The following is a 14,293-nucleotide window of genomic DNA, read 5'->3' on the forward strand; positions in this document are numbered from 1 at the left end:
AACCCCGCTAAGCCCGCTAAGCACTGTAACCACGGTAAGCCAGGTAAGCCAGGTAAGCCAGGTAAGCCAGGTAAGCCAGGTAAGCCAGGTAAGCCAGGTAAGCCAGGTAAGCCAGAGTAAAATACTAAGAGAAATTAATTAGTAAAGATGATTTAAGTTAAAATTTCACGAAAAATAGACATAAAAAAACCGAGCTAGGCTCGGTTTTTTTAAATGAGTAATAAATTACTCTGCAGCTTCTACTTCAACAGCTTCAGCAGCTTCAGGGCGACCTACTAACTCGATGTAAGCCATTGGGGCTTTATCACCGGTACGTAGACCACACTTAAGAATACGAGTGTAACCACCAGGACGTTCCTGGAAGCGTGGACCCAATTCAGTAAATAACTTACCTACAACTTCAGCGTCGCGGGTACGAGCAAAAGCTAAACGGCGATTTGCAACGCTGTCAACTTTAGCAAGTGTTATTAGAGGCTCAACTACGCGGCGCAGTTCTTTCGCTTTAGCTACTGTAGTCTTGATTAACTCATGACTAACTAGTGAGCATGCCATGTTACGGAACATAGCTTGACGATGACTGCTGTTGCGGTTTAGTTGACGACCACTCTTACGATGGCGCATGACCTAATCCTTATAATCTTTAATCTGTACTAACTAAACTGGGACTTATAGGTCGTCTGCTAAACTAGCTGGAGGCCAGTTTTCTAGACGCATACCTAAAGACAATCCGCGAGACGCTAATACATCCTTAATTTCAGTAAGAGACTTCTTACCTAAATTAGGAGTCTTGAGCAACTCAACTTCAGTGCGTTGTACTAGATCTCCGATGTAATGAATCGCTTCAGCCTTCAAACAGTTGGCTGAACGTACAGTTAGCTCTAAATCGTCGACAGGACGCAACAGAATCGGATCAAACTCCGGTTTCTCTTCTACAACAGTCTGTTCAGTCACATCACGAAGGTCTACGAACGCATCTAGCTGTTCAGCTAAAATTGTTGCAGAACGACGAATTGCTTCCTCAGGATCAATAGTACCATTAGTGGTCATATCGATAACGAGTTTATCTAAATCAGTACGTTGCTCTACACGTGCTGCTTCAACATTATATGCAATGCGAGCAACAGGTGAGAATGAAGCATCAACCAACAAGCGACCAATTGGGCGATCATCGTCTTCGGTTTGTGCACGAGCCGAAGCTGGAACATAACCACGACCACGCTCAACACGGATACGCATGCTGATATCATTGTTACCAGTCAAATGACAGATAACATGATCAGGATTCATAATGGTAACATCACCATCATGTGTGATATCTGCTGCTGTAACAGGGCCTGTGCCTGACTTACTTAAAGTAAGTAAAGCTTCATCCTTACCCTCAATGTTTACCGCTAAACCTTTAAGGTTAAGCAATATCTCAAGGATATCTTCTTGTACGCCTTCTTTGCTACTGTACTCATGTAACACGCCGTCGATTTCGACTTCAGTTACGGCACAGCCAGGCATAGACGACAATAAGATACGACGCAAAGCGTTGCCTAATGTGTGACCAAAACCACGTTCTAGTGGTTCTAGCGTAACCTTGGCACGAGTTGGGTTAACCTGCTCTATGTCAACGAGACGCGGTTTTAGAAATTCTGTAACAGAACCCTGCATTGTGTCCTCTCTTGTTTGTTAGCTTTACTTAGAGTAAAGCTCGACGATCAGCTGTTCGTTAATTTCCGCAGACAAATCGCTACGTTCTGGTAGACGCTTGAAAGCACCTTCCATTTTCGCGCTGTCGACTTCAACCCATGTAGGCTTCTCACGTTGACCAGCCACTTCTAAAGCCGCTTTAATACGAGCTTGAGTACGTGACTTTTCACGGATGCTTACAACATCATTCGCAGACACTTTGAATGACGGAATGTTAACAACACGACCGTTAACCACGATAGATTTGTGGCTTACTAATTGACGTGATTCAGCACGAGTCGCACCAAAACCCATACGATAAACAACGTTATCTAAACGGGTTTCTAAAAGAGCAAGTAGGTTTTCACCAGTGTTGCCTTTTAGACGTGCAGCTTCTTTGTAGTAGTTACGGAATTGCTTTTCTAGCACACCGTACATACGACGAACTTTTTGTTTCTCGCGTAGCTGTAAACCGTACTCTGATAAACGTGGCTTACGTGCGCCATGTTGACCAGGTGCAGCTTCAAGCTTACACTTCGAATCGATTGCTCTCACACCGCTTTTTAGGAAAAGGTCTGTACCTTCTCTGCGGCTGAGCTTGAGCTTAGGACCCAAGTATCTTGCCATGATCTTTCTCCAACTATCCTATATACGACGTGTTATACACGACGCTTTTTAGGTGGGCGACAGCCATTATGAGGGATAGGTGTCACATCGGTAATGTTGGTGATTTTATAACCAACAGCGTTCAGCGCACGAATGGCTGACTCACGACCTGGACCTGGACCCTTTACGAAAACTTCAAGGTTTTTAACACCGTAATCTTGTGCAGCAATACCTGCACGCTCAGCAGCAACCTGCGCAGCGAACGGTGTAGATTTACGTGAACCACGAAAACCTGAACCGCCAGAGGTAGCCCAAGACAACGCATTACCTTGACGATCTGTAATGGTGACAATTGTGTTGTTGAAAGATGCATGGATATGAGCCATACCATCTGCAACCTGTTTACGTACGCGCTTACGCGGAGAACGTGACGGAACTTTAGCCATTTTGGTTTACCTTCCCGTTACTTTCTAATTGGTTTACGTGGACCTTTACGCGTACGCGCATTGGTCTTAGTACGTTGCCCACGAAGAGGCAGGCTACGGCGATGGCGGAGACCACGATAACAACCAAGATCCATAAGACGCTTGATGTTCATTGAAATCTCACGACGTAAGTCACCCTCTACTGAGTATTTGGCAACTTCTTCGCGTAGAATATCTATTTGAGCTTCGCTCAATTCCTTGATCTTAGCATCTTCAGCAATTGAAGTAGCTGCGCAGATTTCTCTAGCGCGCGTACGTCCAATACCAAAAATTGCAGTCAATGCGATGACTGTGTGCTTTTGATCAGGAATGTTAATGCCAGCGATACGGGCCACTATGCACTCCTTAATATGTTAAAGGTCGACTGCGAAAAGCCCGAAAGGATACTCGACAGCCAACAAATTTGCAAACATTATTTGCTCAGTTCTATTTAGAACTGAGCAAATATCTTTTTTTAGCCTTGACGCTGTTTGTGTTTTGGTTCAACACAAATCACACGTACAACGCCACTACGCTTGACGATCTTGCAATTACGGCAGATCTTCTTCACGGAAGCTCGAACTTTCATTTCATCACTCCGTTAAAAGCTATTAGCGACCAAAGCGATCTAAATTCGCTTTGTTTACTAGGTTAGCTTTCTTCATCACAGACTCATACTGATGAGACATCATATGGGTCTGAACCTGAGCCATGAAGTCCATGATTACGACTACAATAATTAGTAGTGAAGTACCGCCAAAATAGAACTGTACTTTCCACGCAATTAACATGAACTCCGGAATTAAACAGATAAAGGTAATATAAATCGCACCCGCAAGGGTCAAACGAGTCATTACTTTATCAATGTAACGCGAAGTCTGTTCTCCAGGACGAATCCCAGGAATGAACGCACCACTTTTCTTCAAGTTATCAGCTGTCTCACGTGGGTTAAACACCAACGCAGTATAGAAGAAACAGAAGAAAACGATAGCTGTTGCATACAATAATGAATACAGCGGTTGTCCAGGTGACACAGCTAAAGCGAAATCGCTTAACCATGACATGGACTCATTTGCACCAAACCACTGAGCCAGTGTGCCTGGGAACAAAATAATGCTGGATGCAAAAATTGGCGGAATCACACCTGCCATGTTCACTTTAAGAGGTAAATGTGTGCTTTGCGCTGCGAAAACCTTACGGCCTTGTTGACGCTTAGCGTAGTTAACGACGATACGACGTTGACCACGTTCTACAAATACAACTAAATAAGTAACTGCAAATACGATTACTGCTAATAGCAACAGAACCAGTACATTCAAATCACCTTGACGAGCCTGTTCAGCCGTTTGGCCGATAGCAGACGGTAAACCAGCAACAATACCTGCGAAAATTAATATCGAGATACCATTACCAATACCACGTTCAGTAATTTGCTCACCTAGCCACATTAGGAACATTGTTCCTGTCACTAGACTCACAACTGCAACAAAGTAAAAACCAAAACCTACATTGACCACAAGGCCAGGTACTAGGCTTGGCAAACCTGTTGCAATACCAATCGATTGAAGCGTACCCAACACTAACGTTCCGTATCTAGTGTACTGACTGATTTTCTTTCTTCCTGACTCGCCTTCTTTTTTCAATTCAGCAAGAGCAGGATGAACAACAGTCAATAATTGCATGATAATCGATGCCGAAATATACGGCATGATACCTAATGCAAAGATAGAGGCACGCTCTAAAGCACCACCCGAGAACATGTTAAACATGCCAAGGATGGTATCTTTTTGTTGAGCAAACAGATCTGCTAACACAGCTGCGTCAATACCAGGAATTGGTACAAACGAACCGGCTCTAAAGACGATAATCGCACCAATCACGAACAGGAGACGGGTTTTCAATTCAGATAAACCGCCTTTCGCGCTTTTTAAATCAAGTCCTGGTTTTGCCATCGACGTATTATTCCTCGATCTTGCCGCCGGCAGCTTCAATAGCTGCACGTGCACCTTTGGTTACCTTCAGACCTTTAACGGTCACTGGGCGTTCAATGGTACCTGAAAGAACGATTTTCGCAAACTGTATGTTGCGAGTAATTACGTTCGCATCTTTCAGTGCGTTAAGGTCGATAACATCACCGTTAACTTTTGCTAGTTCGAGTAAACGAACTTCAGCTGAGACCAAAGCTTTGCGCGAGGTAAAACCGAATTTAGGTAAACGAATTTTAAGAGGCATTTGACCACCCTCAAAACCGATACGCACACCGCCGCCAGAACGAGACTTTTGTCCCTTATGACCACGACCTGCGGTTTTACCTAAACCAGAACCAATACCACGACCTACACGCTTAGGAGCAGACTTAGATCCTGCTGCTGGAGATAGAGTATTTAAACGCATTATTAATCCTCCACCTTAACCATGTAGTAAACTTTATTAACCATACCGCGAACTGAAGGAGTATCTTCAACTTCAACGGTGTGGCCAATACGTCTTAGGCCTAAACCTAATAAACAGGCACGGTGCTTTGGCAAACGACCAATCGCACTCTTTGTCTGTGTTACTTTAAACGTTTTAGTAGCCATGGTGCATTAACCTCGAATTTCATCAACATTCAAGCCGCGCTTAGCTGCAACTTGTGCTGGTGACTTCATGTGCACCAACGCATCGACAGTAGCTCGAACGATGTTGATCGGGTTAGTAGAACCGTATGCTTTTGACAGAACGTTATGAACGCCTGCTACTTCCAATACGGCACGCATTGCGCCACCGGCAATAATACCGGTACCTTCCGATGCTGGTTGCATGTAAACACGCGAACCAGTATGGCGACCTTTAACTGGGTGATGCAGTGTACCTGCGTTCAACTCCACGGTTACCATGTTACGACGGGCTTTTTCCATTGCTTTTTGAATAGCAGCTGGAACTTCGCGCGCTTTACCATAGCCATAGCCAATCTTACCGTTACCATCACCTACCACTGTTAGTGCGGTGAAGCTAAAGATACGACCACCTTTAACTACTTTAGAAACACGATTTACTGCAATCAATTTCTCTTGCAAATCGTCTTTCTGCTGAGCTTCTAATTTAGCCATTTTTATAACCCCTTAGAATTTCAGGCCAGCTTCACGAGCTGCGTCAGCTAATGCTGCTACGCGACCGTGATACTTGAAACCAGAACGGTCGAATGCAACCGAAGTTACACCTTTTTCGATCGCACGCTCTGCAACAGTTTTACCCACTGCTTTAGCTGCGTCTACGTTACCGGTACTCTTTAGTAGTTCTTTAACCGCTTTTTCAACGGTTGAAGCAACTGCCAACACCTGAGCTTCAGGATTAATCACCTGAGCATAAATGTGACGCGGTGTACGATGTACAACCAGACGGTTCACGCCCAGCTCTTGGATCTTCTTACGAGCACGCAGAGCGCGACGTAAGCGAGATGTTTTCTTATCCATATCGCGTTACCTACTTCTTCTTAGCCTCTTTACGGCGTACTTGCTCGTCTGCATAACGAACACCTTTGCCTTTATAAGGCTCTGGTGGACGATAGCCACGAATCTCAGCAGCAACCTGACCAACTAACTGTTTATCAACGCCCGAAAGGACGATGTCAGTTTGGCTAGGACACTCTGCAGTAACACCTGCGGGAAGTTTGTGAACCAATGGATGTGAGAAACCTAAAGTTAGATCTAGGTTTGAACCAGCTGCTTTCGCACGGTAACCAACACCAATTAACTTTAATTTTTTAACAAATCCTTCAGAAACACCAACAACCATGTTGTTTACTAGTGCACGAGCTGTACCAGCTTGAGCCCAAGCGTTAGCAACGCCTTCAACTGGACCAAAACTTAGTACGCCGTTGTCTAGAACAACACTTACCGCTTTGTTGATTTCTCGAGTCAAACTACCTTTAGTACCTTTTACGGTGATAGTTTGTTCGTTTAAGGTCACCTCTACGCCGGCAGGAATAGACACTGGTGCTTTTGCTACACGTGACATACCTAGCTCCTTACGCTACGTAGCAGATAACCTCGCCACCCATGCCTGTTAGGCGGGCAGCACGATCGGTCATCAAGCCTTTAGAAGTGGACACAATTGCGACACCCAGACCGCCCATCACCTTTGGAAGTTCGTTTTTACCTTTGTAAATACGAAGACCAGGACGACTTACGCGCTGGATAGTCTCAACGACTGGTTTGCCTTGGAAATACTTTAAAGTGATTTCTAATTCAGGCTTGGCTTCTTCTGCTACGGCGTAGTCAGTAATGTAACCTTCATCTTTAAGTAATTTCGCAATTGCTACTTTTAACTTAGCTGAAGGCATCTTTACTGATACTTTGTTAGCAGCTTGGCCGTTACGAATACGTGTTAACATATCCGCAATAGGATCTTGCATGCTCATATTAGCTTACTCCGTGACAAGTGCTTACCAGCTGGCCTTACGTAGACCAGGAACTTCACCACGCATAGTAGCTTCACGTAATTTAATACGGCTAAGGCCGAATTTACGTAAGAAACCATGTGGGCGACCAGTTTGATTACAACGGTTGCGTTGACGCGCAGCGCTAGAATCACGAGGTAGAGCTTGTAACTTAAGAACAGCTTCCCAACGGTCTTCGTCAGAAGTCGCAGGTGCGCTGATAATAGCCTTAAGTGCTAAACGCTTTTCAGCATATTTAGCTACGAGCTGTGCACGCTTTGCTTCACGTGCTTTCATAGATGATTTTGCCATTATGCTACCCTTATTTCTTGAATGGGAAGTTAAATGCGTCTAACAAAGCACGACCTTCTTCATCATTCTTCGCAGTAGTAGTGATAACAATATCCATACCACGAATCTTATCGATTTTATCGTAATCGATTTCTGGGAAGATGATTTGCTCACGCACACCCATTGCGTAGTTACCACGACCGTCAAACGCTTTTGCGCTTAGGCCACGGAAGTCACGAATACGTGGGATTGCAATGTCAACTAAACGCTCTAAAAATTCCCACATACGCTCACCGCGTAGGGTAACTTTACAGCCAATAGGGTAGCCTTCACGGATTTTAAAACCAGCAACTGATTTACGTGCAACAGTTACAACTGGTTTTTGGCCAGCGATTGCAGTCATATCACGGAGCGCATGCTCCATAACTTTTTTGTCTGCAACGGCTTCGCCTACACCCATGTTAAGGGTGATTTTTTCAATCCGAGGGACTTGCATGACACTGGTATATTCGAACTTTTTAGAAAGTTCTGCAATAACAGTCTCTTGATATTTATCATGCAGTTTCGCCATCGTTTACTCCGTTTACTTAATGAGTTCACTATTCGATTTAAAGAAACGGACTTTTTTGCCGTCTTCGAATCGGAAACCAACACGATCTGCCTTGCCTGTGGCTTGGTTAAAGATCGCTACGTTTGATGCTTGTATCGCTGCTTCTTTCTCGATTACACCACCAGTTACGCCCAATTGTGGGTTTGGCTTTTGGTGTTTTTTAACAAGATTGATGCCTTCAACAATCAACTTACCAGTAGGTAGGACTTGAGAAACTTTTGCTCGTTTACCCTTGTCTTTACCTGCTAATACAATTACTTCGTCTTCACGACGGATTTTAGCTGCCATTTTGAAGCTCCTTACAGTACTTCTGGTGCCAGAGAGACGATTTTCATAAACTGCTCGTTGCGCAATTCACGTGTCACTGGTCCAAAAATACGAGTACCAATCGGTGCAAGGTTTGCGTTAAGCAAAACTGCTGCATTCCGATCGAAGCGAATGACAGAACCATCTGGACGACGTACGCCTTTCTTAGTACGGACTACCACCGCGTTATATACATCACCTTTCTTCGCTTTAGCGCGAGGAATAGCTTCTTTAACAGAAACCTTGATGACGTCGCCGATACCGGCATAACGACGATGAGAGCCACCCAAGACCTTAATACACTGAACTCTACGAGCGCCACTGTTACACGCGACGTCTAGAGTCGATTGCATTTGGATCATTTTAAGTGCTCCGCTATCGTTACTACAAAACCCCGAAATTGGGATCATATTTGTCCACTTCTTGAACAATTCATACCTTGCTAATTACTCATTAGCATTGAATGCAATTTGTTCAAAAATGGGGCGCAAGTATAACACCAAAATATTGGGTTGCATAGTATAAAAAAACAAACGGCCCCAAGCATTGGAGCCGTTTACTATAACCTAATGATTACTAGGCTTTTGTTACTACTTCAACAAGTGTCCAAGACTTAGTCTTAGAAAGAGGACGACACTGACTAATAGTCACTACGTCACCTTCATTACACTGATTGGTTTCGTCATGTGCATGGATCTTAGTTGTACGCTTAATGTACTTCCCATAAATAGGATGTTTCACTTGGCGTGCAATAGCAACAGTAATAGACTTGTCCATTTTGTTGCTAAGAACTCGACCTTGCAAAGTACGGATTTTATCAGACATTACGCACCTGCCTTAGAAGTAATAATGGTCTTAACACGTGCAATGTTACGACGCACTAATTTCAATTGATTCGTTTGAGTCAACTGACCAGTAGCGTGTTGCATACGCAGGTTAAACTGCTCACGCAGCAGACCAAGTAATTCAGCGTTAAGTTCTTCAACGCTCTTTTCTCTTAGTTCGCTCGCTTTCATTACATCACCGTCTTAGTTACGAAGGTAGTCTTAATAGGAAGCTTGGCAGAAGCTAAAGCAAACGCTTCACGCGCTAACTCTTCAGATACACCATTCATCTCATAAAGAACCTTACCAGGTTGAATCTGACATACCCAGTATTCAACGTTACCCTTACCTTTACCCATACGCACTTCAAGAGGCTTAGAGGTAATTGGCTTGTCAGGGAAAACTCGAATCCAAATTTGTCCTTGACGTTTAATGTGACGTGTCATGGCACGACGTGCAGATTCGATTTGACGAGCTGTTAAACGACCACGGCCGACAGCTTTCAAACCGAAAGTACCAAAGCTAACTTCAGTACCGTTCGCTAGACCGCGGTTACGGCCTTTGAACATCTTGCGAAACTTCATACGTTTAGGTTGCAGCATTAAAGTTTCTCCTATTTAGCACGAGGCTTGCGCTTAGACTGCTGCTTCGGCTCTTCTAACGCGACAACGTTACCGTCTAGAACTTCGCCTTTGAAGATCCAAACTTTAACGCCAATCACACCGTATTGGGTGTGACTTTCAGCTGTAGAATAGTCGATATCAGCACGTAGAGTATGCAAAGGTACACGACCTTCACGATACCACTCAGAACGTGCGATTTCAGCTCCGCCTAGACGGCCGCTCACTTCAACTTTGATACCTTGAGCACCAATGCGCATTGCGTTTTGAACTGCACGCTTCATAGCGCGACGGAACATAACACGACGTTCTAGTTGCTGCGCAATACTGTCAGCAACTAACTTTGCGTCTAACTCAGGCTTACGGATCTCAGCGATGTTGATTTGAGCAGTAGTGCCTGTAATTTTAGATACATGTGCACGTAATACTTCAACGTCTTCACCTTTCTTACCAATCACAACGCCTGGACGGGCAGTGTGAATAGTAACGCGGATGCTCTTCGCAGGACGCTCGATAACGATTTTAGATACTGATGCAGCCTTCAATTTCTCTGTAAGATATTGACGAACTTCCCAGTCGCTGTTCAGATTATTCGCATAATCTGACTTATCGGCGTACCAAGTAGAGATCCAAGGCTTCGTGATACCCAGACGGATACCATTAGGATGTACTTTCTGTCCCATTGCTCTCTTCTCCTAGCGATCTGATACAACCACAGTAATGTGGCTGGTACGCTTCATGATACGATCAGCGCGGCCTTTGGCACGAGGCATGATGCGCTTCATAGTTGGTGCTTCGTCAACAAAGACTTGGCCAACTTTAAGCTCATCGATATCTGCACCTTCGTTGTGTTCGGCGTTTGCGATAGCTGAGTCTAGTACTTTCTTAACCAGTACGGCGGCTTTCTTAGGGCTGAAGGTCAAAATCTCAAGCGCCTTAGATACAGGCAACCCGCGAATTTGATCAGCAACTAGACGGGCCTTCTGCGCAGACGTACGGGCGTAACGATGTTTAGCTAAAACTTCCATCTTATGTCTCCCGTATTAACGCTTCTTCGCTTTCTTATCTGCAGCATGGCCGCGATAAGTGCGAGTTGGTGAAAATTCACCAAGCTTATGACCGATCATTTCGTCAGTTACGAACACAGGTACGTGCTGACGACCATTATGGACAGCGATGGTCAACCCAATCATATTTGGGATGATCATTGAGCGGCGAGACCAAGTCTTAATTGGTTTTTTATCTCCCGCTTCCATCGCTTTCTCTACCTTCTTCAGCAAGTGCAGGTCAATGAAAGGACCTTTCTTGAGAGAACGTGGCATGGGCGAATCCTCTTACTATTTGTTACGACGACGTACAATGTACTTGTCGGTGAGCTTATTACTACGAGTTTTATAACCCTTAGTTGGCACACCCCATGGACTTACTGGATGACGACCACCAGAAGTACGGCCTTCACCACCACCGTGTGGATGGTCTACCGGGTTCATTGCAACACCACGCACTGTAGGGCGTACGCCTCTCCAGCGTTTAGCACCTGCTTTACCTAACTGGCGTAGCATGTGCTCGGCATTTCCAACTTCACCGAATGTTGCACGACAATCAACAGGCACTTTGCGCATTTCGCCAGAGCGAAGACGTAAAGTTGCATATTGGTTATCACGAGCAACAACTTGAACATAAGCACCAGCTGAACGCGCGATTTGAGCACCTTTACCAGGTTTCATTTCTACTGCGTGCACAACACTACCCACTGGGATGTTGCGAAGCGGCATTGCGTTACCGGTTTTGATGTCTGCATCCACACCAGATTGGATTGCATCACCAGCTTTCATGCCTTTAGCGGCAAGAATGTAGCGACGCTCACCGTCTGCGTACAATACTAACGCAATGTTAGCTGTACGGTTTGGATCATATTCCAGACGTTCAATTTTCGCAGGGATACCGTCTTTATTGCGTTTGAAATCAATAATACGATAATGCTGCTTGTGTCCACCACCAACGTGACGAACAGTGATGCGACCCGTATTGTTACGGCCACCACTTTTAGATTTCTTAGCCAACAGGCCTGCAAAAGGTTTCCCTTTATGCAAGTCGCTGTTCACCACTTTAACAACGTGGCGACGACCTGGAGAGGTTGGCTTACACTTAATAACTGCCATGATAATTCTCCTTTGCTTACTCAGCGCCACCGACGAAATCGATGTCAGCACCAGCAGCTAAAGTTACATAGGCTTTTTTCCAATCGCTACGACGACCTACACGGCCACCGGTACGTTTAGTTTTGCCTTTGTTTACCAAAGTGCGAACACTATCAACTTCAACTTCGAAAAGTTTCGCTACAGCAGCTTTAATCTCTGCTTTAGTCGCATCGATTGCTACGCGGAAAACTACAGTGTTGTTTTTCTCAGCTAATACAGTGCTCTTTTCAGATACATGTGGCGCTAAGATAACTTTTAGCAAACGTTCTTCGGTGATCATGCTAGCATCTCCTCGATTTGCTTCACTGCATCAGCAGTAACAAGAACAGTGTTGAACGCGATTAGACTAACTGGGTCTAGACCCGCTACGTCACGTACGTCAACCTTGTATAAGTTGCGTGCTGCTAAGAATAAATTCTCATCAACATCTGCAGTAACAATTAGAACGTCTTCTAGTTGCATTTCTTTTAACTTAGCTTTCAGCTCTTTAGTTTTAGGAGCTTCAACACTAAAAGATTCAACAACGACTAAACGCTCTTGACGTACCAATTCAGAAAGAATGCTTTTTAGAGCACCACGGTACATCTTTTTGTTAACTTTTTGGCTGTGATCTTGTGTTTTAGCAGCGAATGTTACGCCACCGCCACGCCAGATCGGGCCTTTAACACTACCGGCACGAGCTCGGCCTGTGCCTTTCTGACGCCAAGGCTTTTTGCCTGAGCCAGTTACTTCCGCACGAGTCTGTTGAGCACGAGTGCCCTGACGCGCGTTTGCAGCGTAAGCTACAACTACCTGATGGACCAATGCCTCGTTAAAGTCACGGCCGAAGGTAGTTTCGGAAACTTCAAGAGCGCTTTGCGCGTCTTTCAATACCAATTCCATTACTATCTCCTCAGACCTATGCTTTAACGGCTGGCTTGATAATCAAGTCACCATTGGTAGCGCCAGGAACAGCACCTTTTACCAATAACAAGTTACGCTCTGCATCTACACGTACAACGTCTAGATTTTGAGTAGTTACTTGCTCGGCACCCATGTGGCCAGACATTTTCTTACCTTTGAAAACGCGACCAGGTGTCTGGTTTTGACCAATAGAACCATTAGATCTATGAGCCAAAGAGTTACCATGTGTCATATCTTGAGCGTGGAAGTTCCAGCGTTTAATACCGCCTTGGAAGCCCTTACCTTTAGATTGACCAGTAACATCAACTTTCGCTGTATCTGCAAAGATATCAACGTTAAGTTCAGCACCAACTTCAATGCCTTCACCTTCACCATCTGCCAAACGCAATTCCCATAAACCTCGACCGGCTTCTACGCCGCTCTTAGCAAAATGGCCTGCTTCTGGCTTAGTGATGCGGTTGGCTTTTTTGGTACCAGTAGTTACTTGAAGAGCACGGTATCCGTCGTTTTCTAAAGTTTTCACTTGAGTTACGCGGTTACCAGCAATTTCAATTACTGTTACAGGGATTGAAGCGCCATCTTCTGTGAAGATGCGAGTCATACCCACTTTACGACCAATAAGACCGATAGCCATCTTTCAAACCTCTTCTAAGGATCTCAATTAACCTAAGCTAATCTGAACGTCGACACCAGCGGCAAGATCTAAACGCATTAATGCGTCTACAGTCTTTTCAGTTGGCTCTACGATGTCAACTAAGCGCTTGTGAGTACGAATTTCGTACTGATCACGTGCGTCTTTGTTGACGTGCGGAGAAGTCAAAATGGTATAACGTTCTTTACGCGTAGGAAGTGGAATTGGACCACGAACCTGTGCGCCTGTACGCTTAGCAGTTTCAACGATTTCCGCTGTTGATTGATCGATCAAACGATGATCAAATCCTTTCAAGCGGATACGGATTCTTTGGTTCTGCATTGACCAGAGCTCCTAAAATGCACACATAAAAAATCACCCTCTAGCTTCTTCCCAATGGAAAAGCAGAGCGAGATGATTTAACCGTAGACTCCCAATCGGAGTCAATTATGAAAATGAATAATCCAAATGATTAAACATTATATTACGCTGTCTAGGACAGCGAAGGGCAATTATACAGATCTAATTTCATAGATCAACCCCTGCGAACAAAAACTCTTCAATTTAGTGGTTCTGTTCAAGGCGGTGGATTTTACATGGTTAGAATCAAAATGCAATAAAAACAAAAAAGGAAGCCGAAGCTTCCTTTTTTTATGTGTTAACTAAAGACGCTATTAAGCGATAACTTTAGCTACAACACCAGCACCAACAGTACGGCCACCTTCACGGATAGCGAAACGTAAACC

At 44.6% G+C, this 14,293-nt stretch carries 29 protein-coding genes; all 29 read right to left on the reverse strand.

The annotated features are described in order from the left end of the window. Positions 1 to 225: 225 nt before the first annotated feature. On the reverse strand, positions 226 to 621 hold the full coding sequence (gene rplQ, locus Q4546_RS18370) for a 50S ribosomal protein L17 (protein ID WP_076543214.1): 396 nt from the start codon (positions 619 to 621) through the stop codon (positions 226 to 228). A gap of 45 nt (positions 622 to 666) precedes the next feature. Beyond that, entirely contained in the window at positions 667 to 1,656 is a 990-nt protein-coding gene (gene rpoA / locus Q4546_RS18375; RefSeq protein ID WP_076543215.1) for a DNA-directed RNA polymerase subunit alpha, read from the reverse strand. 24 nt (positions 1,657 to 1,680) lie between these two features. Then, a complete protein-coding gene (gene rpsD, locus Q4546_RS18380; RefSeq protein WP_102440090.1) occupies positions 1,681 to 2,301 on the reverse strand; it encodes a 30S ribosomal protein S4 in 621 nt (206 codons plus the stop codon). Positions 2,302 to 2,333: 32 nt separating this feature from the next. Continuing rightward, on the reverse strand, positions 2,334 to 2,726 hold the full coding sequence (gene rpsK, locus Q4546_RS18385) for a 30S ribosomal protein S11 (RefSeq protein WP_011635661.1): 393 nt from the start codon (positions 2,724 to 2,726) through the stop codon (positions 2,334 to 2,336). A gap of 17 nt (positions 2,727 to 2,743) precedes the next feature. Further along, entirely contained in the window at positions 2,744 to 3,100 is a 357-nt protein-coding gene (gene rpsM, locus Q4546_RS18390) for a 30S ribosomal protein S13 (protein ID WP_076543217.1), read from the reverse strand. Between the two features lie 119 nt (positions 3,101 to 3,219). Continuing rightward, positions 3,220 to 3,333 (reverse strand): 50S ribosomal protein L36, encoded by a 114-nt coding sequence (rpmJ, locus tag Q4546_RS18395; RefSeq protein WP_006083579.1) that lies wholly within the window; start codon positions 3,331 to 3,333, stop codon positions 3,220 to 3,222. A 22-nt stretch (positions 3,334 to 3,355) separates the two neighbouring features. Further along, the gene (gene secY / locus Q4546_RS18400; RefSeq protein WP_076543218.1) at positions 3,356 to 4,696 is read right to left on the reverse strand and encodes a preprotein translocase subunit SecY; all 1,341 of its coding nucleotides are present in this window, start codon (positions 4,694 to 4,696) and stop codon (positions 3,356 to 3,358) included. Between the two features lie 7 nt (positions 4,697 to 4,703). Further along, the gene (gene rplO, locus Q4546_RS18405; protein WP_055026491.1) at positions 4,704 to 5,138 is read right to left on the reverse strand and encodes a 50S ribosomal protein L15; all 435 of its coding nucleotides are present in this window, start codon (positions 5,136 to 5,138) and stop codon (positions 4,704 to 4,706) included. Positions 5,139 to 5,140: 2 nt separating this feature from the next. After that, complete coding sequence (gene rpmD / locus Q4546_RS18410) at positions 5,141 to 5,323, reverse strand: 50S ribosomal protein L30 (protein WP_076543219.1); 183 nt, start codon at positions 5,321 to 5,323, stop codon at positions 5,141 to 5,143. Positions 5,324 to 5,329: 6 nt separating this feature from the next. After that, positions 5,330 to 5,833: a 30S ribosomal protein S5 gene (gene rpsE / locus Q4546_RS18415; RefSeq protein WP_076543220.1), complete on the reverse strand. Its 504-nt coding sequence runs from the start codon at positions 5,831 to 5,833 to the stop codon at positions 5,330 to 5,332. A 12-nt stretch (positions 5,834 to 5,845) separates the two neighbouring features. Next, positions 5,846 to 6,196 (reverse strand): 50S ribosomal protein L18, encoded by a 351-nt coding sequence (gene rplR / locus Q4546_RS18420; protein ID WP_076543221.1) that lies wholly within the window; start codon positions 6,194 to 6,196, stop codon positions 5,846 to 5,848. A 10-nt stretch (positions 6,197 to 6,206) separates the two neighbouring features. Further along, on the reverse strand, positions 6,207 to 6,740 hold the full coding sequence (rplF, locus tag Q4546_RS18425) for a 50S ribosomal protein L6 (RefSeq protein WP_076543222.1): 534 nt from the start codon (positions 6,738 to 6,740) through the stop codon (positions 6,207 to 6,209). A 10-nt stretch (positions 6,741 to 6,750) separates the two neighbouring features. Next, complete coding sequence (gene rpsH, locus Q4546_RS18430) at positions 6,751 to 7,143, reverse strand: 30S ribosomal protein S8 (RefSeq protein WP_076543223.1); 393 nt, start codon at positions 7,141 to 7,143, stop codon at positions 6,751 to 6,753. A gap of 24 nt (positions 7,144 to 7,167) precedes the next feature. Further along, positions 7,168 to 7,473, reverse strand: a complete 306-nt coding sequence (rpsN, locus tag Q4546_RS18435; RefSeq protein ID WP_076543224.1) for a 30S ribosomal protein S14 — start codon at positions 7,471 to 7,473, stop codon at positions 7,168 to 7,170. A 10-nt stretch (positions 7,474 to 7,483) separates the two neighbouring features. Next, positions 7,484 to 8,023 (reverse strand): 50S ribosomal protein L5, encoded by a 540-nt coding sequence (gene rplE, locus Q4546_RS18440; RefSeq protein WP_076543225.1) that lies wholly within the window; start codon positions 8,021 to 8,023, stop codon positions 7,484 to 7,486. A 12-nt stretch (positions 8,024 to 8,035) separates the two neighbouring features. Beyond that, positions 8,036 to 8,350: a 50S ribosomal protein L24 gene (gene rplX, locus Q4546_RS18445; protein WP_102440089.1), complete on the reverse strand. Its 315-nt coding sequence runs from the start codon at positions 8,348 to 8,350 to the stop codon at positions 8,036 to 8,038. Between the two features lie 11 nt (positions 8,351 to 8,361). Next, positions 8,362 to 8,730: a 50S ribosomal protein L14 gene (gene rplN, locus Q4546_RS18450; RefSeq protein ID WP_076543234.1), complete on the reverse strand. Its 369-nt coding sequence runs from the start codon at positions 8,728 to 8,730 to the stop codon at positions 8,362 to 8,364. A 214-nt stretch (positions 8,731 to 8,944) separates the two neighbouring features. Next, positions 8,945 to 9,193 (reverse strand): 30S ribosomal protein S17, encoded by a 249-nt coding sequence (gene rpsQ, locus Q4546_RS18455; protein ID WP_055026501.1) that lies wholly within the window; start codon positions 9,191 to 9,193, stop codon positions 8,945 to 8,947. Beyond that, the gene (rpmC, locus tag Q4546_RS18460) at positions 9,193 to 9,384 is read right to left on the reverse strand and encodes a 50S ribosomal protein L29 (RefSeq protein WP_006083592.1); all 192 of its coding nucleotides are present in this window, start codon (positions 9,382 to 9,384) and stop codon (positions 9,193 to 9,195) included. Before rpmC ends, rpsQ begins: the two co-directional genes overlap by 1 nt. Further along, the gene (rplP, locus tag Q4546_RS18465; protein ID WP_055026502.1) at positions 9,384 to 9,794 is read right to left on the reverse strand and encodes a 50S ribosomal protein L16; all 411 of its coding nucleotides are present in this window, start codon (positions 9,792 to 9,794) and stop codon (positions 9,384 to 9,386) included. Before rplP ends, rpmC begins: the two co-directional genes overlap by 1 nt. An 11-nt stretch (positions 9,795 to 9,805) precedes the next feature. Then, positions 9,806 to 10,495, reverse strand: coding sequence for a 30S ribosomal protein S3 (rpsC, locus tag Q4546_RS18470; RefSeq protein ID WP_102440088.1), 690 nt, complete (start codon positions 10,493 to 10,495; stop codon positions 9,806 to 9,808). 12 nt (positions 10,496 to 10,507) lie between these two features. After that, positions 10,508 to 10,840 carry a 50S ribosomal protein L22 gene (gene rplV / locus Q4546_RS18475; protein ID WP_102440087.1) on the reverse strand — a complete coding sequence of 111 codons (333 nt, stop codon included), beginning with the start codon at positions 10,838 to 10,840 and terminating at the stop codon, positions 10,508 to 10,510. Between the two features lie 15 nt (positions 10,841 to 10,855). Next, positions 10,856 to 11,134 (reverse strand): 30S ribosomal protein S19, encoded by a 279-nt coding sequence (gene rpsS / locus Q4546_RS18480; protein ID WP_006083596.1) that lies wholly within the window; start codon positions 11,132 to 11,134, stop codon positions 10,856 to 10,858. Between the two features lie 15 nt (positions 11,135 to 11,149). Then, a complete protein-coding gene (gene rplB, locus Q4546_RS18485) occupies positions 11,150 to 11,974 on the reverse strand; it encodes a 50S ribosomal protein L2 (protein WP_102440086.1) in 825 nt (274 codons plus the stop codon). Between the two features lie 16 nt (positions 11,975 to 11,990). After that, positions 11,991 to 12,293: a 50S ribosomal protein L23 gene (gene rplW, locus Q4546_RS18490; RefSeq protein WP_076543230.1), complete on the reverse strand. Its 303-nt coding sequence runs from the start codon at positions 12,291 to 12,293 to the stop codon at positions 11,991 to 11,993. Further along, the gene (gene rplD / locus Q4546_RS18495) at positions 12,290 to 12,895 is read right to left on the reverse strand and encodes a 50S ribosomal protein L4 (protein WP_076543231.1); all 606 of its coding nucleotides are present in this window, start codon (positions 12,893 to 12,895) and stop codon (positions 12,290 to 12,292) included. Before rplD ends, rplW begins: the two co-directional genes overlap by 4 nt. 16 nt (positions 12,896 to 12,911) lie before the next feature. Continuing rightward, positions 12,912 to 13,550: a 50S ribosomal protein L3 gene (rplC, locus tag Q4546_RS18500; RefSeq protein ID WP_076543232.1), complete on the reverse strand. Its 639-nt coding sequence runs from the start codon at positions 13,548 to 13,550 to the stop codon at positions 12,912 to 12,914. A 27-nt stretch (positions 13,551 to 13,577) separates the two neighbouring features. Continuing rightward, entirely contained in the window at positions 13,578 to 13,889 is a 312-nt protein-coding gene (gene rpsJ, locus Q4546_RS18505) for a 30S ribosomal protein S10 (protein ID WP_055026509.1), read from the reverse strand. Between the two features lie 332 nt (positions 13,890 to 14,221). Continuing rightward, positions 14,222 to 14,293: hypothetical protein (locus Q4546_RS18510; protein ID WP_131818057.1), on the reverse strand; the 72-nt coding region annotated here is incomplete at its 5' end.

Origin of the sequence: Shewanella sp. 4_MG-2023, assembly GCF_030548015.1 — a bacterium.
GTDB lineage: Bacteria > Pseudomonadota > Gammaproteobacteria > Enterobacterales > Shewanellaceae > Shewanella.